General features: G+C 69.5%; 23 protein-coding genes and 1 pseudogene. 11 read left to right on the top strand and 13 right to left on the bottom strand.

The window, feature by feature from the left end; translation table 11 throughout:
- Positions 1–202: 202 nt before the first annotated feature.
- Entirely contained in the window at positions 203–502 is a 300-nt protein-coding gene (locus tag IE260_RS42920; RefSeq protein ID WP_308434742.1) for a helicase associated domain-containing protein, read from the top strand.
- Between the two features lie 30 nt (positions 503–532).
- Here the strand turns inward: IE260_RS42920 and IE260_RS38800 are convergent, their stop codons facing one another.
- A complete protein-coding gene (locus IE260_RS38800; protein ID WP_189880619.1) occupies positions 533–1,075 on the bottom strand; it encodes a GNAT family N-acetyltransferase in 543 nt (180 codons plus the stop codon).
- Positions 1,072–1,266 (bottom strand): hypothetical protein, encoded by a 195-nt coding sequence (locus IE260_RS38795; RefSeq protein WP_189880626.1) that lies wholly within the window; start codon positions 1,264–1,266, stop codon positions 1,072–1,074. Before IE260_RS38795 ends, IE260_RS38800 begins: the two co-directional genes overlap by 4 nt.
- Before the next feature lie 103 nt (positions 1,267–1,369).
- On the opposite strand from IE260_RS38795, the gene IE260_RS43295 reads away from it, so the two are divergent.
- The 4 genes from IE260_RS43295 (at position 1,370) to IE260_RS38775 (ending at position 4,976) form a co-directional block, all read left to right on the top strand.
- Positions 1,370–1,633: a hypothetical protein gene (locus IE260_RS43295; protein WP_189880624.1), complete on the top strand. Its 264-nt coding sequence runs from the start codon at positions 1,370–1,372 to the stop codon at positions 1,631–1,633.
- A 169-nt stretch (positions 1,634–1,802) separates the two neighbouring features.
- Positions 1,803–2,720 (top strand): NADP-dependent oxidoreductase, encoded by a 918-nt coding sequence (locus IE260_RS38785; RefSeq protein WP_189880618.1) that lies wholly within the window; start codon positions 1,803–1,805, stop codon positions 2,718–2,720.
- 244 nt (positions 2,721–2,964) lie between these two features.
- On the top strand, positions 2,965–3,438 hold the full coding sequence (locus tag IE260_RS38780; protein ID WP_189880616.1) for a VOC family protein: 474 nt from the start codon (positions 2,965–2,967) through the stop codon (positions 3,436–3,438).
- A 68-nt stretch (positions 3,439–3,506) separates the two neighbouring features.
- Positions 3,507–4,976, top strand: a complete 1,470-nt coding sequence (locus tag IE260_RS38775) for a dihydrolipoyl dehydrogenase family protein (RefSeq protein WP_229881742.1) — start codon at positions 3,507–3,509, stop codon at positions 4,974–4,976.
- Positions 4,977–5,031: 55 nt separating this feature from the next.
- Here IE260_RS38775 and IE260_RS38770 read toward each other — a convergent pair whose 3' ends face one another.
- From IE260_RS38770 to IE260_RS38750, 5 genes are all read right to left on the bottom strand, one after another.
- On the bottom strand, positions 5,032–5,679 hold the full coding sequence (locus IE260_RS38770; protein ID WP_189880614.1) for an RraA family protein: 648 nt from the start codon (positions 5,677–5,679) through the stop codon (positions 5,032–5,034).
- 31 nt (positions 5,680–5,710) lie between these two features.
- Entirely contained in the window at positions 5,711–5,983 is a 273-nt protein-coding gene (locus IE260_RS38765; RefSeq protein ID WP_189880613.1) for a DUF6510 family protein, read from the bottom strand.
- Positions 5,984–6,049: 66 nt separating this feature from the next.
- Complete coding sequence (locus IE260_RS38760; RefSeq protein WP_189880611.1) at positions 6,050–6,802, bottom strand: ferredoxin reductase; 753 nt, start codon at positions 6,800–6,802, stop codon at positions 6,050–6,052.
- Positions 6,772–7,371 carry a sulfite oxidase-like oxidoreductase gene (locus IE260_RS38755; RefSeq protein WP_188181269.1) on the bottom strand — a complete coding sequence of 200 codons (600 nt, stop codon included), beginning with the start codon at positions 7,369–7,371 and terminating at the stop codon, positions 6,772–6,774. Before IE260_RS38755 ends, IE260_RS38760 begins: the two co-directional genes overlap by 31 nt.
- Positions 7,372–7,468: 97 nt before the next feature.
- Entirely contained in the window at positions 7,469–8,677 is a 1,209-nt protein-coding gene (locus IE260_RS38750) for a cation:proton antiporter (protein WP_189880609.1), read from the bottom strand.
- A 156-nt stretch (positions 8,678–8,833) separates the two neighbouring features.
- Here IE260_RS38750 and IE260_RS38745 point away from each other — a divergent pair, with 156 nt between their 5' ends.
- From IE260_RS38745 to IE260_RS38735, 3 genes are all read left to right on the top strand, one after another.
- Positions 8,834–9,739 carry an NmrA family NAD(P)-binding protein gene (locus IE260_RS38745; protein WP_189880608.1) on the top strand — a complete coding sequence of 302 codons (906 nt, stop codon included), beginning with the start codon at positions 8,834–8,836 and terminating at the stop codon, positions 9,737–9,739.
- A gap of 646 nt (positions 9,740–10,385) precedes the next feature.
- Positions 10,386–10,544 (top strand): hypothetical protein, encoded by a 159-nt coding sequence (locus IE260_RS38740; protein ID WP_373303464.1) that lies wholly within the window; start codon positions 10,386–10,388, stop codon positions 10,542–10,544.
- Between the two features lie 74 nt (positions 10,545–10,618).
- Entirely contained in the window at positions 10,619–12,391 is a 1,773-nt protein-coding gene (locus IE260_RS38735; protein WP_189880606.1) for an MOSC and FAD-binding oxidoreductase domain-containing protein, read from the top strand.
- A 71-nt stretch (positions 12,392–12,462) separates the two neighbouring features.
- Here IE260_RS38735 and IE260_RS38730 read toward each other — a convergent pair whose 3' ends face one another.
- Entirely contained in the window at positions 12,463–12,681 is a 219-nt protein-coding gene (locus tag IE260_RS38730; protein WP_373303466.1) for a DoxX family protein, read from the bottom strand.
- A gap of 66 nt (positions 12,682–12,747) precedes the next feature.
- On the opposite strand from IE260_RS38730, the gene IE260_RS38725 reads away from it, so the two are divergent.
- On the top strand, positions 12,748–13,215 hold the full coding sequence (locus tag IE260_RS38725; RefSeq protein ID WP_189880602.1) for a nuclear transport factor 2 family protein: 468 nt from the start codon (positions 12,748–12,750) through the stop codon (positions 13,213–13,215).
- A 161-nt stretch (positions 13,216–13,376) separates the two neighbouring features.
- Here the strand turns inward: IE260_RS38725 and IE260_RS38720 are convergent, their stop codons facing one another.
- Positions 13,377–14,426, bottom strand: a complete 1,050-nt coding sequence (locus tag IE260_RS38720) for a hypothetical protein (protein WP_189880601.1) — start codon at positions 14,424–14,426, stop codon at positions 13,377–13,379.
- Between the two features lie 300 nt (positions 14,427–14,726).
- Here IE260_RS38720 and IE260_RS38715 point away from each other — a divergent pair, with 300 nt between their 5' ends.
- Positions 14,727–15,491, top strand: a complete 765-nt coding sequence (locus IE260_RS38715) for a DUF3592 domain-containing protein (protein ID WP_189880600.1) — start codon at positions 14,727–14,729, stop codon at positions 15,489–15,491.
- A 28-nt stretch (positions 15,492–15,519) separates the two neighbouring features.
- Here the strand turns inward: IE260_RS38715 and IE260_RS38710 are convergent, their stop codons facing one another.
- The 3 genes and pseudogenes from IE260_RS38710 to IE260_RS38705 form a co-directional block, all read right to left on the bottom strand.
- The gene (locus IE260_RS38710; RefSeq protein ID WP_189880598.1) at positions 15,520–15,858 is read right to left on the bottom strand and encodes a hypothetical protein; all 339 of its coding nucleotides are present in this window, start codon (positions 15,856–15,858) and stop codon (positions 15,520–15,522) included.
- Positions 15,859–15,943: 85 nt separating this feature from the next.
- A pseudogene (locus IE260_RS42305) lies at positions 15,944–16,221 on the bottom strand (IS5/IS1182 family transposase); the annotation flags it as partial.
- 330 nt (positions 16,222–16,551) lie between these two features.
- Positions 16,552–17,550: a GlxA family transcriptional regulator gene (locus IE260_RS38705; protein ID WP_417847141.1), complete on the bottom strand. Its 999-nt coding sequence runs from the start codon at positions 17,548–17,550 to the stop codon at positions 16,552–16,554.
- Between the two features lie 147 nt (positions 17,551–17,697).
- On the opposite strand from IE260_RS38705, the gene IE260_RS38700 reads away from it, so the two are divergent.
- On the top strand, positions 17,698–18,582 hold the full coding sequence (locus tag IE260_RS38700; protein WP_189880594.1) for an NAD(P)-dependent oxidoreductase: 885 nt from the start codon (positions 17,698–17,700) through the stop codon (positions 18,580–18,582).
- A 196-nt stretch (positions 18,583–18,778) separates the two neighbouring features.
- Here IE260_RS38700 and IE260_RS38695 read toward each other — a convergent pair whose 3' ends face one another.
- Positions 18,779–19,702, bottom strand: a complete 924-nt coding sequence (locus tag IE260_RS38695) for a LysR family transcriptional regulator (RefSeq protein WP_189880592.1) — start codon at positions 19,700–19,702, stop codon at positions 18,779–18,781.
- Positions 19,703–19,936: the final 234 nt, after the last annotated feature.

Below are 19,936 nucleotides of genomic sequence, written 5' to 3'. Positions count from 1 at the left end.
GCCGGAGTCCACCTCGCCGCACTCATCCTCTGGCTCCGCGAACCCAACCAAGATCCTTTGTCAGACAGGACCTAGCCGGTCCGGAGAGTTCGAGAGGGGAGCCGTTCCGCTTCGGCGGTGTCCGAGGGGCGACCGCGGCGGCGGGCGAGGAGCTCCTCCAGCGCGAGGACCTCGGAGGAGGCCGAGCTACGGCCCGTGCGGCGTGCGCAGAGCGACCGACCTCGCCGCGGCCCGTCAGTTCCACGCCCGCGAAGGCCACCTCCGAGTGCCCCGCAAGCACGTCGAACACGTCGGCGGGGAACCGGTCCGGCTGGGCTCCTTCCCGGACAACAGCCGCAGGCGCGCAGCGCGGCTGGGCGAGCAGCGTCGGACCGATCTCGATGCCCTCGGCATGCGCCGGCAGCAGTTGCTGGACGATGCGGGGCCCGCACTCGGGTTTCAGGGCCCCTCTGGCCCTTGCGCATGGGTACCAGTCGAACGGATCCCGCTCGCGTGCAGCTGAGATCACCGGTCGAGAGCGTATCGACGGTGGTCAAGTCCTGTGGATCGTTGAAGTTGTCGCCCCACTACTCCGGTGCCATCGGATCTCGCCTTCGTGCCATTCGTCGGTGGGTATGAGCCCGGCGGCGGTGGCGACAGCAGCGGAGGCCCGATGCTCCGGGTGGATGTGGGCGATGACGGTCCGCACCTGCTGCCCGCCGAGCCAGTCGACGAGTCCTCGGGCAGCTTCGCCGGCGATGCCTCTTCCCTGCCACGGGGTCCCCACCACCCAGGCAATCTCTGCGATGAGTCCGTGGCCGGAGGGGCCGACCGTCGCCTGGACGGTGCCGGTCGCACAGGACTCGTCACGGAGCCGGATCACCCAGTTCAGCCAGGAGACGGCCGGGTCGGGAGAGCCTGCGGTCAAGCGCTGGTAGCGCGAGCGCAGGGCTTGCGGGGATTCCGGCGTGCCGCCGATGAAGATGTGCAGGGCGGGGTCGGACAGCACGGCGGCCATCTCCTCGGCGTGCTCGACGCGCAGCGGCAGGAGGTCCAGTCGCCGGGTGCTGATGGCCTGGGCCGCGAGGGGGCTCACGCCGTGACCGCCTCGGGGCGTTCGACGAGCCGGCCGCGTTCGAAGAGGGCTCCGGCCCGGAGGAGGTGGACGAGGTGGGGTGCGTTTCCAAGCGGGGCGGCCGGCATCCACCATGCGCCCTCCCGGACGATCTCATCCGGCAGCGAACCGCCGCTCGGTGTGGTGCCGTCCTCGTCGACTGCCGTAGGCACGGGCGCGCCTTCCCAGCCGACGCGGCAACGTCGGCCTTGCTCGATGGCGTATCGCAATACTGAGCATTGCTCGGGCGTGGCCACCCGCGACCGCGCTTCCCCGGTGACCTACCGTCAGAACACACCCTCGGAACCTGGTCTGACAACGGAGCAGTGTCCGTGTGCTGTCCCCACACGACGCCCGCGAGCATCACCGCGGCCCCCCATCGCTCCCGACCTCGGCGAGCGCTACCTCGACACCACCTACCGGACCAACTGGCTGCAGGACGTCTACGACGACCAGATCCTCGCCCCGGAGCAGATGACCGCCACGATCAAGACCGAGGAGCCTGCGCCCCGGGATCCGGACCGCCGCGCGCAGTCGTAGCCCTGGCCGGCCGCGGCCCGGCGGCCTCCCGTCGAGGACGTGCCGGATGTGAGTCCCGACGGCTTCGGGGCGGCCGGATCGGAGGTGCGTCGTCCCGGATCGCCCCGAGGGCGCCACGCCCGCATCCTGGAACGGTAGGGGTACTCGCTCGCTGCCGGAAGGAGGGGCGATGAAGGCCGTACGAACCCACGATCGTGATGCGGCCGTGGACAGCCTGGTTGTGGAGGAGGCACCGTACCCGTACGCGGGGGAGGGCGACGTCGTCGTAAGGGTGCGTGCGGCCTGCTTCACCCCGGATGAGCTGGCCTGGCCGGCCACGTGGGTCGACCGGGGCGGCAGGGATCGAGCGCCCGTCATTCCGGGACACGAGCTGTCGGGCGAGGTGGCCGAGGTCGCGGTCGGCACGACCGGGCTTTCGGTCGGCCAGCGCGTCGTCGGACTGACCGACTGGAACCGCGACGGCACTCTCGCGGAATACACGGCGGTGGAGGCCCGCAATCTGGCGCCGCTGCCCGCGGGAATCGACCACGTGCAGGCGGCGGCTCTGCCGATGCCGGGCCTCACCGCCTGGCAGGGCCTCTTCGTACACGGAAGGCTGGAGGCAGGGCAGAGCGTGCTGGTGCACGGAGCGGGCGGCGGTGTGGGCATGGCCGCGACGCAGCTTGCCCGTGACGCCGGGGCGCGCGTGCTCGGGACGGGGCGCGAGGGGAGCCGGGACCGGGTGCTGGAGCTCGGTGCAGAGGTCTTCATCGACCTCGGACAGCCGGCGTGGGAGGAGGCGGTGGGCCGAGTCGACCTCGTCTTCGACGCCATCGGCGGGGAGGTGCTCGACCGCTCTGCCGCCGTGCTCAGGCCCGACGGCACCCTGGTGACCATCGCCCAGCCCCCGACCGTGCGTCCCGAGGACGGCCGGGCCATGTACTTCATCGTCGAACCCAACCGTGATCACCTCCTGGAGATCATCGGCAGGCACCGAGGGGGCCGGCTGCGCCCGTTGGTGGGGGCCGTCCATCCCCTGGACCGTGCCCCGGAGGCGTTCCGCGCGAAGAAGGGAACAGTCGGCAAGACCGTCGTCCAGGTCGCGTGAGTGCCGCCCAGCCCGCCACGGGACGACGTGGCCTCCCGGAGCTCGACAACGGACCGGAGCGTCGCTGCGGAGTCGCACATCGTGCGTGCCTCGTTCGGCAGGCCCCCGTGGCGGCGCGCGGTCGGACCTTCTCCGCCGCGTGGCCCGGGTGACAAGAGCGCCCCTCAGACCGTGACCACTTGTCGAACCGTGACGCCCAGCACCCAGGCACACCGTTGCCGAGAAGAAGAAAGACGGACCTGACATGGATCTGAAGCTCGAACTCATCGTGCTGCCCGTCTCCGACGTCGATCGGGCCAAAGCCTTCTACGAGGCCGCGGGATTCCGCCTGGACCTCGATGCCGCCGCCGGTGAGGACTGGCGTGCGGTGCATTTCACGCCGCCCGGCTCGGAGTGCTCGATCATCTTCGGTAAAGGGCTCACGCACCTGGCGCCGGGCTCCGTCCAGGGCCTGTACCTCATCGTCTCCGACATCGAGGAGGCCCGCGCGGATCTCGTCGGCCGCGGCATCGAGGTGAGCGAGGTCTTCCACGACGCAGGAGGCATCTTCCACCACGGCCACGACGCCGGACGGATCGTCCACGACGGCCCGGGCCAGGAGCGGGTGGCCGGCCCGCACCCCGATCGCGACTCCTACGGCTCCTACGCCACCTTCAGCGACCCGGACAGCAACGGCTGGGTGCTCCAGGAGGTCAAGCAGCGGGCCCCCGGCCGCTGACGCCACCTCAGACACCGGACTCCGCTCCCGCCGAAGTCCGGAACACGCATCGAGGCACAGGAACAGCGATGAACCGACCAATGACGAACGAGGACCGGCGCACCTACGACGTGATCGTCCTCGGCGCAGGCCCGACCGGCGAGAACGTGGCCGAACGCACCCGTGCCGCCGGGCTCAGCACCGTCATCGTGGAGCGCGAACTGCTGGGCGGCGAGTGCTCGTACTGGGCCTGCGAGCCCAGCAAGGCGCTGCTGCGGCCGGTGCTGGCCCGGGCCGACGCGCGACGCGTGCCCGGGCTGCGTCAGGCGGTGGGCGGGCCACTGGACGTCGCGGCGGTCCTCGCCCACCGCGACGAGATCGTCTTCCACTGGAAGGACGACAGCCAGGTCGGCTGGCTGGATTCGGTCTCCGTCGACCTGATCCGCGGCCACGCACGGCTCGACGGTCCCCGGCAGGTGGCGGTGCAGACCCCGGACGGTGACACGGTGCTGCTGACCGCACGACACGCCGTCGCCGTGTGCACGGGGACCGCCGCGGCAGTGCCCGACATACCCGGGATCGACTCGGTACGTCCCTGGACCAGTCGTGAGGCCACCGGCGCCGGTCGGGTACCGGGCCGACTGGCTGTGGTCGGCGGGGGTGTGGTGGCCGTCGAGATGGCCACCGCCTGGCAGGCGCTCGGTTCCCAGGTGACCATGCTGGTCCGCGGCGACGCCGGACTGCTGGCGAGGATGGAGCCGTTCGCCGGCCACATGGTCGCGGACGGTCTGCGCGAGGCGGGCGTCGACGTCCGGCTCGGGGCCTCCGTGGCGTCCCTGGCGCGCGAGGACGGCGAAGTGCGGATCACGCTGGCGGACGGCGGGGAACTGGCCGCGGACGAGATCCTCTTCGCGACCGGCCGGGTCTCCCGGACTGCCGACCTCGGCCTGGAGACCATCGGACTCACACCGGGCGACTGGCTGACCGCGGACGGCACATGCCGCGTGACCGCCGTCGCCGACGGATGGCTCTACGCGGTGGGCGATGTCAACCACCGGGTCCTGCTGACCCACCAAGGGAAGTACCAGGCCCGCATCGCCGGTGCCGCCATCGGGGCCCGGGCCAGGGGAGAGCAGGCCGACGAGACACGGTGGGGTGCGCACGCCGCGACCGCCGACGTCGCGGCCGTGCCGCAGGTCGTCTTCACCGACCCGGAGGTCGCGGCCGTCGGACTGACGACGCGTGAGGCGGAGCGGGCCGGGCGCCGGGTCGAGGTGGTGGACTACGACATCGCAGGCGTCGCGGGTGCTCACCAGTACGCCGACGGCTACCGCGGCCGTGCCCGCCTCCTGGTCGACGCGGACCGTGGCACCGTGGCGGGTGTGACATTCGTCGGCCCCGGCGTCGGGGAACTGCTGTACTCGGCCACCGTCGCGGTCGTGAGCGAAGTACCGCTGGAGAGGCTCTGGCACGCCGTACCGGCCTTCCCGACGATCAGCGAGGTGTGGCTGAGGCTGCTGGAGACCTACCGGGACCGGCAGCAGCCGGGCCCGTCATGACATCGCCGACGAGCGCGGGCAGCGCGCCCGTCGGCCGCAGCGCGCCTCGATCCGGCTACTCGGCGGCGGGGGTTTCGTCACGGACCCTGTCGACGAACGCTGCCTCGTTCTGCGCGATACGGTCGGCTTCTTCGAACACGCTGAGGACCTGTGCGGCAGGGATGACGGCCGCGCCGGATGCGTCAGCGAACACGTAATCACCTGGGCGGACGGTCACGCCGGACACGACGACCGGCCGGTTGGCCTCGTAGGGTGTCACGGTATCGCCGCCCCACTTGGCCGTCTGACCCGAGCAGTAGGCGGCGAAGCCGTAGTTCGCGATCTCGGGGAAGTCCCGGAGACGCCCGTCGGCCAGGACGCCCGCGAGACTGTGTGCCGCCACCAGCGAGAGCTTTGTTCCGCCTCCGAGCGATACCCCGGGATGTCCGTTGCCGGCCAGGACCAGCACCCGCCCCCGCGCGCCGTTCTCGATGGCGTCATGGAACAGCCGGGAGAAGTTGTATTGCTCGGGTGGGAGTGCCTTCTCGCAGGAGGGAAGGAACGACATCGTTATGGCGGGGCCGAGGAGGACACGGCCCGGGGTCGGGGTCACCAGGTCATCGATGTGACACCGGTGGCGGTGCATCCGCCCCATGGCATCGGTGACGTCGGGGGTGCGTACTCGCGAGGCGAGACGTTGCAGGAGCTCTTCCTTGTCTGCCATGAGGCCTCCAGTCCGGTCGTGCAGACGTACGTCAGGCCGGTGCGGGCATCGTGACGTAATCCAGTCCGCCGGCGTCGAGCCACACCTGGGTGGGGGAGTGGACCAGGCGCAGCAGGACGCCCTCGCAGCCGGGGCAGCGCAGCACCATCCCGGGACCACCGAGGTAGGCGTGCGTCTGGGCCAGCATCATCTGCTCGCCGCACCCACGGCATCGTCCGGAAGCCATGGTCATGTCGGTTCCGAAGAGGAACTCGAGATCCCCGGCGGCCGCGTTGCCGTCGAGGAAGTCAGGCGTCAGGGTCATGGAACTCACCTTCCGTTGGGCCGACGCACCCGAAGAGTCCTCGCCACCGCAGACACCTGCCCTGCTTCATCTGCTGGGTCCGAAACGCTCGGTTCGGATACGACCGGGGTGGTGGCCGAGGGCCACGAGCAGTCCGGCGGCCCTTTCGACGAAGCCGGTGGAACCACAGACGTAGCAAGTGGGTTCGAAGTCCGGTGGCCACCCGGCACCTGACAGGTCGGAGGCGGTGAACCGCCCGGGGGGCCGCGGCCACTGCGGTGGGGTGGAGCGGGAATAGAGGTACGTCTTGTCGAGGCCCGGGTCGTCCCGCCTCAACTCCGAGCCGAAGAGCTGGTACTCAGGGCTGCGCACGGAGTACACCAGCCGGAAGGGTGTACGATTGCCGATCGCTCGGCGCATGCGGATCACCGCCATGAGTGGCACCAGGCCCGAGCCGCCGGCCACGAGCAGAATCGGCTCCTTCTGCTCGGGACGCCACACGAACCATCCGCCGACCGGTCCGCGCAGCTCCACCACGTCGCCCACGGCGAGTTCGTCCGTCAGGTACGGGGAGACCTCGCCGTCATCCACGCGCTGAACGGTCAGCTCGACGCTCTCGCCGTCGGGTGCCGACGCCACTGAGTAACTGCGCTGCGTGCTGTAGCCGTCCTCCGCCGTGAGCCGCACATCGACGTGCTGTCCCGCCAGGTGACCCGGCCAGCCGGGCACCTCGAAGACGAGGGTGCGCGCAGTTGCGGACTCGACGCGCCGATCGGTCAAACGGGCAGCCGTCCAGCGCAGCCGGTCGCCTAGTCGCCTTGGTACCGCTGCTCGCGCCATGGGTCCCCATAGTCGTGGTAGCCGATGTTCTCCCAGAAGCCCCGCTCTTCCACGTCGAGCAACTGGATGCCGCGCACCCACTTGGCGGACTTCCAGAAGTAGAGGTGCGGAATCAGCAGCCTGGCGGGGCCGCCGTGCTCCGGCGGGAGTTCCTCGCCGTCGTATCGATAGGCGATCCATGCCTGCCCGTCGAGGAGATCCTCCAGCGGGACGTTGGTGGTGTAGTCGCCGTAGGAGTGGACGAGCGCGTACTCGGCACTGGTCTCCACGTCCTCCAGAAGGACGTCCAAGGAGACTCCCTGCCACTCCGTCTCGAACTTCGACCACTTGGTGACACAGTGCAGGTCGACGGTCTTCGTTTGGCTGGGCAACGCCATGAACTCCGCCCAGTCCCAGATGTGCCGTGCGCCGGTCTCGGTGCGGACGGTGAACTCCCACTGGTCGAGGTCCACCGCGGGGGTGGGCCCTGCCGACAGAACGGGGAAGTCTGCGGTCTCGTACTGCCCGGGAGGCAGTCTGTGCCGTGCATCCCGTGCTCGGCCGTGGAAGCCGCGTGAAACGATGGGCATACCGCGCCCCCATTCTTCGCACGATGCGGTTTCCATTCTCCAGGACATCGCGCGGCACAGCATCTCGAGCCCGAATCAGGCGGTGTTGTTCTGAGAATCAGTCCGGCTTGCCCTCCGCCGTCGATTTCGCGGATGTCCGTGTGCGGTTCAGCAAGGGCAGCGCAAGCAAGGGGAACACGATCACGGACAAGAGGCCCGCCGCCACCAATGCGGCCGCGTTGGCCGGTTGGATCGCGTTCAGCTTCAAGCCGATCGTCGTCGCCGCCACGATCACGGGGAGGGAAGTGGCCTGCAGGAGTCCACTGGCCACGATCTCGGCCCGTGAGAGACCCGCGTTGCGGTAGGCCAATGCCGGCAGTCCACGAACGAGGAGCAGCCCGGCAAGGAACATCGGTACCCGCAGCACCGTCGCGGCGTCCGCGAACAGTGCGCCGAGGTCGAACTGGATTCCGCTGGTCACGAAGAAGACCGGAACGAGGAATCCATATCCCAGGCCCTCCAGTTTCACGTGGAACTGCGGATGGGTCCGTTCGGCGTCGGGGTCGACCAGCCGCAGTACGGCGCCGGCGATGAAGGCACCCAGAATCGCCTCGAAACCTAGATGCATGGCGACCGCGGACAGGCCGACGATCAGAAGCATGGTCAGGCGAATTCGGACTTGGGCGCTGGTGTCCGCCAGATTCACTACGGCCCGGGACAGCCACATCGAGCGCCCCGCACGTATCGAGGTCGCCGCGATGAGCGCCGTCAGGCAAGCCAGGCCGAGCAGCAGAAGCAGCCTGGATCCCGGGCCCGAAGCGTGTTCGGAGAAGAACAACGACAACAGCAGCACAGCGCTGATCTCACCGGCAGAGGCCCCACCGATGGTCAGTTGGCCGACCGGCCGGTCGATTGCGTCGGCGTCCTTCAGGATCGGGACCAGAAGTCCCAAGGACGTCGCCACCAGCGCGGTGCCGATCAGCAGTGGGCTCTCGACCAGCCCGGCGAGGCCCAGTACCCAGCCGACGATCCCGGCCAGCACGATCGTGCCCGCCAGGCCGAGGGCGACGAGCCGCGCCCGTGGGCCGTGCAGTTGCTGGAAATCGATCTCGAGCCCGGCAAGGAACAGCAGGAAGCTCAGGCCGATGATCGACAACGCCTGGACGGTGGCGTCCGGCTGCACCAGATTGAGCACCGCCGGACCGATGATCACGCCGGCCACGATCTCGAGGACCGGGCCCGGGAGGGGGACTCGGGGCACCAAGGCCAGGAGGAACGGGACGCCGGCGCCTACCGCGAGAACGATGACCAGATTGTCGTAGGACATGGTGACTCCGGTGTCCGGTAGGCGGTGCGCTGGCCGTGACCAGTTTTGCCCTCCTATGTGATGCTATGGGCTGCTGGTCCTTCTAGGCTGATGGCAGGAACTCCTCGGCGTGGGCGTGCACGTGATCACGCTCCCACTCGGCTAAGGATGCGATCGATGAGTGCGGGCAACCTCGTTCTCCTGGGCAACGCCGGTGGTGTGGGCCGCGCGGTCCTGGAGCAACTGCGCGCACGGGGTGTGCCTGTGCGCGCGATGGTCCGCCGCGACGACGATCGTGCGGCCGAGCTGCGCGGACTGGGCGCGGAGGTGGTCCTCGGCGATCTGACCCGGCCCGAGAGCGTCGCGGCCGCGCTGGAGAGTGTCGACAGGATGTACTTCGCCATGCCCGTGTCGCCGGACCATCTGCTGGCCGCGACCGTGGTGACCGCGGTCGCGCGCGAGCAGGGAGAGCTAAACGCCCTGGTGAGCATGTCTCAGATGACGGTGTCGCAGATGACCGCTACGAGTACCGCGGAGTCGCATCAGCAGCGCCTGCACTGGCTGGCGGAGCAGGTAATGAACTGGTCGGGCCTGCCGGTGGTGCACATCAGGCCGACGTCCTTCCTGGACAACCCCCTGTTCACCGTGCTGGCGGCACGCTCGATCCGGGAGAGCGGCACGATCGCGCTGCCGTTCGGCACCGGGCGCACGTCGCCGGTCGCCGTGGAGGACGTCGCCCGAGTGGTCGCCACCGTGCTGCGCGACCCGGCACGGCACATCGGACAGGTCTACGAGCTCACGGGCCCGCGCTCGGTGGACATGACGGAGATGGCCGAGGAGTTCTCACGGGCGTTGGGCGCCCCGGTGTCCTATGTCGACGTTCCGCTGGAGCAGTGGCGGACCGAAGTCCTCGCCGGCGTGGGCCTGCCGCCGCACACCGAGGAGCACATCGCCACCATGGCCCGACTGCACCGTGAGAATCGCTACGACCGCGCGACGGGCGACGTACAGAGCGTCACGGGCGTACCTGCCCGATCGGTCGAATCGTTCGTGGCCGCCCGCAAGCAGTTCTACCTGGGCTGAGTCGCACCGGACGACAGCCGACGGCATGCCCGGCGGACCTGATCAATTCAAGTATCCCTCCGGGTGTTTCTGCAGGTAGCCCTGATGTTCGAGCACACCCTGCACCTGTCCGGTCGGGCCGCCCTGGAAAGGACCCCTGGTGGGCATTTCCGGCGACGACGACCGCACCGGTCGCGGCGTCCACTTCATCCCGCAGCGAGTGGTGGCCGGCCAGTCGTCGCCATTGCAGGTCGGCACCGCTACGGCCGCGCCAGACGGGTTTCGCCGCCGGGTGGGCGGCCACTCGGGGGCCAAGGACCGACGACGTACGTGCACCGACCCGTCGGTGAACAGACCGTAGAACCGAAACGATCCACCATTTGTCTACTGGCGCATGCTTTGGGTGGCTGGCACTGGTCGCGTGGCGGACGGCCTGGAGCAGCGCGACGCGTCGGCCTGGTGCGGTCATTGCAAGAGGGGCCACAGTGCGTGCACCGGCACCAGGTGGTGCGCGCACCGGCAAACGCTGGCCGTGCGCCTTCCTGCGCTCGGAGTAGCCGGCCGGCGTTGGGTTGAGCGGCGCCCGCCGGTTGTACGGGCCGCCTCCAGGTTGCGGGCGCATCACAGCGAGCACATGGCATTCCGGCCGGAAACAGGGATGAACATCATGAGCAAGCCGATTCTCGAACCCGCTGCACAGGAGATCGCGGACGCTACGTCGAATCCCCCGTTCCTCTACGAGCTGGGTCCGGAGGGAGCCGGCAAGGTGCTCAACGCTGCGATCGAGCAGGCCGTCCGCACCCTGCGGACGGCGTTCGGGAACTGACACACGCGCCTGGCCGGTCCGGGACCGCACCGGCCACGGGCCGAGAGCGTGTCTGCCCCTGAAGGTGGTGAACCATGGCAAAACTGCTGTCGGTCAATGTGGGCCTGCCCAAGGACGTCAACTGGCGCGGCCAGACGGTGCGCACGGGAGTCTGGAAAACGCCGGTGACCGGTCCCCGAACGGTACGGCGGCTCAACGTCGACGGCGACGGTCAGGGAGATCTCGCCGGCCACGGCGGTGAGATGCGCGCCGTCCTGGTCTACCAGCTCGCCTCCTACCGCTACTGGCAGGAGTTCCTGGACCGTGACGACCTCGCTCACGGACACTTCGGAGAGAACTTCACCGTCGACGGGCTGGCTGACGACGAGGTGTGCATCGGAGACCGCTACCGGATCGGGACCGCGGTCTTCGAGGTCACCCAGCCGCGGGTGACCTGCTACCGCGTAGGGATCCGCCTGGGCGAGCCCCGCATGCCCGCGTTGCTCGTGAGCCATGGGCGGCCGGGTTTCTACCTGCGGGTGCTCACCGAGGGTGAGGTGCAGGCCGGCCAGGACATCGTCAAGATCTCTGACGGTCCGGAGCGGATGACCGTCGCGGAGGTCGACGCCCTGCTCTACCGCCCCCCGCATCCCCCGGAGCGCCTGGAGCAGGCCCTGCGCATCCCGGCTCTCAGCCCGGGCTGGCAGCACTCCTTCAATGCCCTGCTGGACCAGGCCGAGTCCGGCAACGGGGCACGGGAGGGGAACGCGGGCCTGAACCAGGCCGCAGCTCCGCGGCCCGCCTGGGAAGGCTTCCGGCCGCTGAGGGTGGACCGCATCGACGAGGAGACTCCGAGTATCCGCTCCCTGTGGCTGGCCGGCCAGGACGATGCGGCACTGCCCACTGCGCCTCCGGGCCAGTACCTCACTGTGCGCATCACTCCTGGCATCGGCGCACAACCGGTGGTGCGTTCCTACTCGCTGTCCGGGCAACCCGGCGCAGACTGCTACCGCATCAGCGTCAAGCGGGAGGACCGCGGACTGGCCAGCACGTGGCTGCACACCGATGTCCAGGTCGGCGACAGCATCGAGGCGGCCGCCCCCCGCGGAGTCTTCACTCTGCAGCCCGGGGCCGGGACCGTCGTCCTCGCCTCCGCAGGAGTGGGGGCAACACCGCTGCTCGCCATGCTCCGTGCACTTGCCGACGCCGGATCGCCCCGCCCTGTCTGGTGGCTTCACGGCGCCCGCAACCACCGTCTGCACGTTTTCGCCCGAGAGGCGGGAGAACTACTCGCTCAGCTCCGGCACAGTCACAGCCGCATCTTCTACAGCCGCCCGGAATCCGGGGACGTTCTCGGGAGTCATTACACCGCTTCCGGCCGCCTGACGGCCGATGCTGTCGCAGGTCTCGGACTGCCCGCCGACACCGACGCCTACCTGTGCGGCCCGTCCGGCTTTCTGAGCGAGGTCACCGATGGCTTGCTGCGGCAGGGCGTGGTACCTCAGAACATCCATACAGAGATCTTCGGATCCGGCCCTGCCCTCACCCCTGGCCTTGTCCCGTCCGAACGCCGTGCACCGCACCCGCCCCCGGGGCCTCCGGGCACGGGTCCCGCCGTGCGATTCGCACGCAGCGGGCTGGCCGCTGCCTGGAGCGACCGCTACGGCAGCCTGCTCGAACTCGCCGAAGCCTGCGACGTGCCGGTGCGTTGGTCCTGCCGCACCGGAGTGTGCCGCACCTGCGAGACGGCGTTGATCGACGGCCACGTCTCCTATTCGCCCGATCCCGTCGAGGAGCCCCCGTCCAGTACCGCCCTGATCTGCTGCTCGAAGCCGGAGCAGGAGCAGGAAATCACGCTCGACCTGTGAGGCTGCCGCACACGGCGTCCCGCCTGGCTCGCAGGGAGGAGATGCGCGTGTGCCGCGGCCGCTCAGGGAGATCAGAAGGTGTGGTGGCCGAACCGGCCCCAGCCGACAGCCACGCAGAGCACGATCAGTACCAGATTGGCACCGATCATCGGGAACTCCCGGCGCCGCCCATGGACCACCGCCGCACCGAGCATGGTCACCGCCAGGCCCATGGCGGCCCAGCACACCAGCATCCCAAGCCATGACGGAACCTCATTCCCCCGACGGCGAGGACGCCGCAAAAAAGGCACCGCCGACCGCCCCGAGGCCGACACCCAGCGCGACCGACGCCGCGCCCGCTCCGAAGGAGAGATCACATGACCCAGCGCCCTCCGCTTCCGCCGTTCACGCGGGAGACGGCCATCGAGAAGGTCCGCCAGGCCGAGGACGGGTGGAACACCCGAAACCCAGAAAAGGTATCCCTCGCCTACAGCGAGGACTCACGCTGGCGCAACCGAGCCGAGTTTGCCAACGGCCGCGACGAGATCGTCGCCTTCCTGACCCGGAAGTGGAACCGTGAACTGGACTACCGGCTGATCAAGGAGCTGTGGGCATTCGAGGGTAACCGCATCGCGGTCCGCTTCGCTTACGAGTGCCACGACGACTCCGGTAACTGGTTCCGCTCCTATGGCAACGAAAACTGGGAGTTCGACGACCACGGCCTGATGCGCCTACGGTACGCGTGCATCAACGATCTGCCGATCGAGGAGTCCGAACGCAAGTACCACTGGCCGCTCGGACGGCGACCCGATGACCACCCGGGGCTGAGCGATCTCGGCCTGTAAGCAGGCCGCATCCGGGAGGGGCAGCCTGCTCTTCCGACTCACAGAGGCCAGTGATGAGCTGAGCCTGCAGGCGTTCGCACAGCCGGCTCACCCGTTGCCGAGTGGAGGCGGCATCGGTCCCGGCCATCCGCGACGGGCGGATGGCCGGGACCGCTCCATACTCAAGGCTGGGCCAGCCTCTGGAAGAGCACACTGATCTCCGCGGGGTCCGCGACCAGCGGGAGTGTGTCGAAGTACAGCTCCCACTCGCCGCCGGGGCCGAAGCGCTCCACGATCCCGAATGGGATGTCCTTGCCTTTCGGGCCGGAGACCGTGCCGTGCCACTCCACATACGTCGTCGTCCTGCCGAAAGCAGCCTGGCCGGCCTTGAGGCGGACGTCCGCCGTGTCGAAGAACCGCTGGAGATAGGCCCGCTTGCCGGCTGCCGTCTTGAGTGGTGCGGCCAGTCCCGGGCCCGCCAGCCGAGCGCCTCCCATGCGGGTGAGCAGGGCGTCGACGTCCTCGCTGTTCCAGGCCGCCAGGCGGGTCGGTATCTCCCTGGCTCGGAAGGGCTCCTGCGCCGCGCCACCGGAGGCGGTCGGCGCACCGGCACTGTCCGCGATGCCCTCGAACAGGCCCTTGGGGGCCAACTCCGGGACGGTGTCGCGAAACAGCTCGTAACGGTCGTAGTAACGCCGCGCCTGGAGAGTCTTGCCGTCGTCACCGAGCACATTGCGGGCGACCTGTGGGTAGGCCACCGTACGGCCCTTCAATGCGACTTCGTTCCACTGGCCGAACATCATCGCGCTGCCGTCGGCCACCACGTCCGTGCCCCGGTAGCGCAGGTCCGGCGCCAACCGCAGCGAGCCCGTGATGGAGGTGCCGATCACGTCATGGCCGTGCTGTGGGTCGGCTCCCGCCTCCCAGAGGGTGGCGTCCTCGTCGAAGATGTCGAGGTAGGCCTTCACCCGAGGATGGTTTGGATCACCGATGGCGGGCGGGTTACCCGTGGGCATCTCACCGAACGCGATCTGGCGCATCATGAACGCACAAGCATTCGGGGTGATCCGGCCCTCCAACCGCTCGACCTTCGCGCGTACCTCAGGGCAGTCGCCCAGACGGGCGGCCTCCCCACCGTCCGGCAGCGCCGCCGCGGAGGTCGCCACTCCCGCGACCACCACCGCCACCACCGCCACCACCGCCCCAACCAGACCACGCCGACCCGTAGACATGCCCCGCTCCTTCACTTGGCGCCCGCCGCGGCCTGCTGCTGCTCGGGCGCCATCAACATGCCCGACTGCCGGCAGAAGGGCGATTACCTCTCCGGTAATGGCGAACGCCTCGGTGAAACGGGAGGCATTCGAAGGCACTGCGACTAGGGTCCGCATCGGGTCGTGGTCATTGGGCGGGCGGCTGATCTAGGATCACCCTGATCGATGAGACGGGGGCAGGGTGATGGGTGGCTACGTCGTGGGGAACGCCCGCGGGGGTTCGAGATGACGGCGCCTCAGCTCGTTTTGCGGGGCGGAGGCGTGGTGGCGCGGCTGGTTCATGACGGGGTGTTGCTGGAGCGGGCGGGCGAGGAGTTGGCCATACCGCTTACGGCGATCGAACGGGTCGTGGTGGACGGGCGGCGCGCCGCGATCGAACTGACCGTGCCGGATGGCACGGCGCCGCACGTCCACTGCGCCGAGGACGAGAGTGTGGTCGCGGTCGCCGCGTTCGCTGACGCGGTGAACCGCTTGCTGCCGACGCGGGCGCAGGGCGAGCCGCGTGCCGACGGCTCCACGCTCGTCACCGTCCGCTCGCTTGCGGTTCAGGAACGACGGATGACTGCGGGAGGCGCAGCCCTGATCGTCCTGCTCCTGGCAACCGGCGCTGTGATGATGGCCGTGGGTGTAGCCGGGGGAGCACGCTACTCGGCGATGCTGGTGCCCGCATTCATCGGCATCCTCATCGGCTGGCTGACGGCCTACCTGCCTAGTCGGAGCCTGCGCCGGACATGGTGGCTTCGGAAGCACGGCATCGCTGTGATCGCGCAGTTCTCGCACAACACCGACCGGATGAGGGCGTACCGCTATTCGGACACAAGCGGCGAGAGTCACTTTCACACCACCACCAGTCACGGACAGCGGATCGAGGTCATTTACGACCCGGGCAATCCCTCCCGGGCAGTGGTCCGCGAGTCCCTCGCGATGCGCTGCATGACGACCGTCTTGGCGCTCGTGGGGCTTGCTACCCTCGCCGGCGCTCTCTGGTACGCGTACACCGTGATCACTGACGCGTTCACCGGCTGAAGGCTGGTGGTACGTGGGGCTGGTGTGATCATTCCACTGCTTCGGAGGCTCCCTGCACGAACGCGAGCCGGCAGCGTTCAACCTGCTCGGCCACCTGGTCCATGAACCAGTGCATGATCTCGTAGGGGATGACGTGCTCGTCGTGGCTGCGGATGTGGACGGCCGGCTCCAGGCGCGGGTCCTCGTCGGGTATCACCGCCACCACGAAGGCAGCTCCAGGCAGGTGTGTCGCTGCGTTGGGAATATCAGCCCACGAAGCCGGCGCCGGGACGGCCTCGCTCAGCTCCACACACCAGGCGTCGTCCGGCAAGGCGTAGTGGAACTGGATGGCGTAGTGGCGGCCTGCATGAACGCGCAGCTCTGGCATGGCCGCAGCCTGCCACAGCTGCCACGTCGGAGTCTCGCGGGTATCCGCTCGGCACCTGGTTGCGCGTCCCACCCACCATTTGCGGGACCGCGGCATCCGCGGGGTCGAAGAAGCGTTGATGACCTCGATCCGGCGTTCGCAGCAGTGGGCCGGCCGGTCGAAGGCGTTCTGCCAGACGTGGGTGCTTCCACGTGCCAACGCCGGGTTGCCTGGACGAAGGCCGTCTCGCCTTTGTACGCGATCCGGCCCTGGAGGTCGCGTGCGCCGAGCGTGGTGCGGCTCTTGCCGGAGTCGTAGCCGGCGTTCAGGTGCACGGCAGATGTCGTCGGTCAGTGCGCCGAGGTCGTCCAGAGGGTTCAGGCTTCCTCCAACCGGCTTGAAGGCTGAGCGAAATGAAAAGACTTCGGAGAACCAAACGCTCACTTGTACTGTCCGGTCAACACGGACGGCTCGCGACTCACCACAGCCGGTGACATATGCCGCACTGCGCTTCTGGGACCTTCAACCGCCGGGAAGACACGCAGTCCTTCGGCCCCTTCCCGGTCACTGCACGCCGAACGCCGGCTCCCCCACGATTCCCTCCGGCGACCGAAAACGGACTCAGGGGCGGGCGGACCGCTCACCCTGGCAGCCGTATGCCCCGCGAGCCGGAGCACGCTCACCGCGTGCACCGGTTCCCAACAGGCCCGCCAGTCACTGAGGCAGACCCGCCTGCGGCTGCTGAGGGAAGGCGCGGCGGTAGTCGGTCGGGGCGACGCCGATGTGCTTGAGGAAGTGGTGACGGAGGTTGTTCGCCGTGCCGAGTCCGCTCAGTTGCGCGATCCGTTCCACCGGCAGGTCCGTCGACTCCAGCAGGCTCTGGGCCCTGCCGAGCCGTTGGTTGAGCAGCCACCGCAGGGGTGTCGTCCCGGTGGCCTGCCGCAGCCGCCGGTAGAAGGTGCGCGGGCTCATGGCGGCCCGCCGGGCCAGGTCCTCGATCGTCAACGGCTGGTCGAGGCGCGCCTGCGCCCACTCCAGCACGGGCGCCAGCCCTTCGTCGTCGGTGCCGGGCACCGACAGGTCGATGAACTGCGCCTGGCCTCCGGGCCGGTGGGCGGGCACGACCATGCGGCGGGCCAACTGGTTGGCGACGTGCGCACCGAGGTCGCGGCGGACCAGGTGCAGGCACAGGTCGAGCCCGGCGGTCATGCCGGCGCTGGTGAGCACATCGCCGTCGTCCACGTAGAGCACCGAGTCATCCACCCGCACCTTCGGGTAACGCTCGGCCAGCTGGACGGTGTGCATCCAGTGCGCGGTGGCGCGGCGGCCGTCGAGCAGTCCTGCCTCGGCCAGCGCGAACGCGCCGGTGCATAGGGACACCATCCGGGCGCCCGACTCGTGCGCCCGGCGCAACGCCTCGATCAGCCGCGGCGGAAGCGGAACGCCCTCTTCGACACAGGGGTCCGGCACCGACGGCACGATGACCGTGTCGGCGCCGACCAGGTCCTCCAGCCCGTACGGGGTGCGCAGCCCGAAGCCCGGCGCGGCGCCCGCCGGGCCGGGCGAGTGCGACGACCGGTCCCCCGTGCCGCACAGCCGCAGGTCGTACCACGGGTCGGCGAGATCGGGCTGCGGCTTGCCGAAGACCGTGGCGGGGATGCTCAGCTCGTACAGGTCCCAGGACGGGACCTCGATGTCCTCAGTCACCACCAGGGCGACGGATCCGGCGCTCATGTCCGCCATCGTAGGACCGCCAAGTGGCAGGATTTTAGTGAGAGTCGTCACCAGTGCCACTGGTCGGATCAGGCCTCCGCTGCGAATCTCGTGCGCAGGTGATCAACCGCTCAAGGGAGAACCGACATGACGTCTGCCCCACAGCCGGTGACCGTCCTCGGGCTGGGGAACATGGGCTCCGCACTGGCCGCCGCCCTGCTGGACCGGGGCCATCCGGTGACCGTGTGGAACCGAACGCCGCAGAAGGCCGCGCCGTTGACCGACCGGGGCGCACGCCTGGCCGCAACACCGGCGGAGGCGATCGCGGCGAGCCCGCTCGTCATCCCCTGCGTCCTCGACTACGACACGCTGTACGCCCTCCTCGACGGAGGAACCGACTCCCTTTCCGGCCGCGCGGTCGTCAACCTCACCTCCGGCAGCCCGGAACAGGCGCACGAGGCGCTGGCGTGGTTCCGCTCGCACGGCGCCGACTACCTCGACGGCGCGATCATGACGACCCCGCCGGGCGTCGGGAACCCCGAGGTCATGTTCCTGTACAGCGGCCCACGCGAGGTGTTCGACGCCCACCGCGCCACCCTGGCGGCCCTGGGCGACCCCCTGTACCTCGCCGCCGACCCCGGCCTGGCGTCCCTCTACGACGCTGCCCTGCTGGGCCTCATGTGGTCCACCATGACCGGCTGGCTGCACGGCGCCGCGCTCGTCGGCGCCGAGAAGGTCACTGCCACGGCGTTCACGCCCGTCGCGATCCGCTGGCTGAGCACGGTGAACAGCTTCCTCACCCGGTACGCCGAGCAGGTGGACGCCGCCCGCTATCCGGGCGACGACGCCACCGTGGACGTACAGATCGCGACCATCGACCACCTCATCCACGCCGCCGCGGCCCGCGGCCTGGACACCGCGCTGCCCGCACTCCTGAAGTCCACCATGGAACGGGCCAAGGCCGCCGGCCACGGCTCGGACAGCTTCGCGAGCGTCATCGAGGTGCTCGCCGAGACGGCCCCGGAGTCATAGCCCAGACACCGGGGGAGCAAGCAACCGCCAGCAGATGAGGACGGGCCTGCCCATACCTTGATCGGCTTTCCGGCTCGGCTGCCGAGCAGGCTGGCGCCTCGCGCATGCTGACCGGCCGGTCCAGGCCGATGCCGGCGCGGGAGCCAACCGATCCGCCTCGTCGTGTCAGCCGTTGCAAGAGCCTCCGGCGGGCCCATCAGGGCGCACCCACCGCCGGCAGCTCACGCGGCCACTCGCCGACGGAGCGCAGCAGTTCGATGAACGCGCGCTCCGCCGGCGACAGCAGGCGATCCCTGCGGCGGACCAGGTTGACGGGCCGGGAGCGCGGCACCGGACTGACCGGCAGTACCGCGAGCGTCCCGGCCCGTACGTCGTCCACCACGGCGTGCTCGGAGATGAGGGCGAGCCCGAGACCCGCCACGACGCACTGCTTGACCGCCTCGGGCCCCCAGACATCACCCCGCGAGACATCGGTCAGCTCCCAGTCCGCGAGAACCTGTTCCTGGAGCTCACGCGTCTGGGACCCCGGCTCGCGCAACAGGAAGCGGCAGCCTGCGAGATCCCGCGGGCACACCTCGTCCCGCACCGCCAGCGGATGGCCCGGCGCCGCGATGAGCACCAGACGCTCACCGAGCACCGTCTCCGGCACCAGCTGGGACGCCGTCGGAGCACCCGCGACCACGGCGACACCGATGTCCCCGGCCAGCAGACGCTCCAGCACGGCCTCGTTGTTGCCGACGAAGACGTCGCACTCGATGCCCGGATACCGCTCCTGGAAGCGCGCCAGCAGCGGCGGCAGCAGATACGTGCCGACCGTCGTCGAACCGCCGACCAGCAGCCGCCCCGACGCCAGCCCGCTCACCTGCTGCACCGCCGCCACGGCCTCCTCCGCCAGCAGGAACACCCGCTTGCCGTACTCCGCCAGCACCTCGCCCTCGGCCGTCGGCCGCGCCCGGGAGCCCGAACGGTCGATCAGGGTGACCTTCAGGGACTGCTCCAGCCGGCGCACCTGGTTGGAGACCGACGGCTGACTCATGTAGAGCCGGTGGGCCGCCGCCGAGAAGCCCTGGTGCTCCACGACCTGCATGAAGATCCACAAACGGTGGAGGTTGAGTTCCACGTTCCTCCCCACGCCGCCGGCGATCACCGAGCCGCCGACTCTAGCCCCGGGACGCCCTGGTGGGGAGGGTGCGGGACACGGTGATTGCACCGGCCGGTGTTCTGCCCTGGTGAAAGCCACCCCCGGCAGCTGCCACCGACGGTCCCTGCCCTGGTCGACCACGGACGCGTCGAGGCGGCTATGGCGCTCATAGCGAATCCGGTGGTTCTGTCCCTCGTCGGCCCGGTGCTACCC

The sequence above is a fragment of the Streptomyces viridiviolaceus genome (assembly GCF_014650995.1).
GTDB classification, from domain to species: domain Bacteria; phylum Actinomycetota; class Actinomycetes; order Streptomycetales; family Streptomycetaceae; genus Streptomyces; species Streptomyces viridiviolaceus.
Note: the sequence above shows the minus strand (reverse complement) of the source record. Positions and strands in the feature narration are given on the sequence as shown.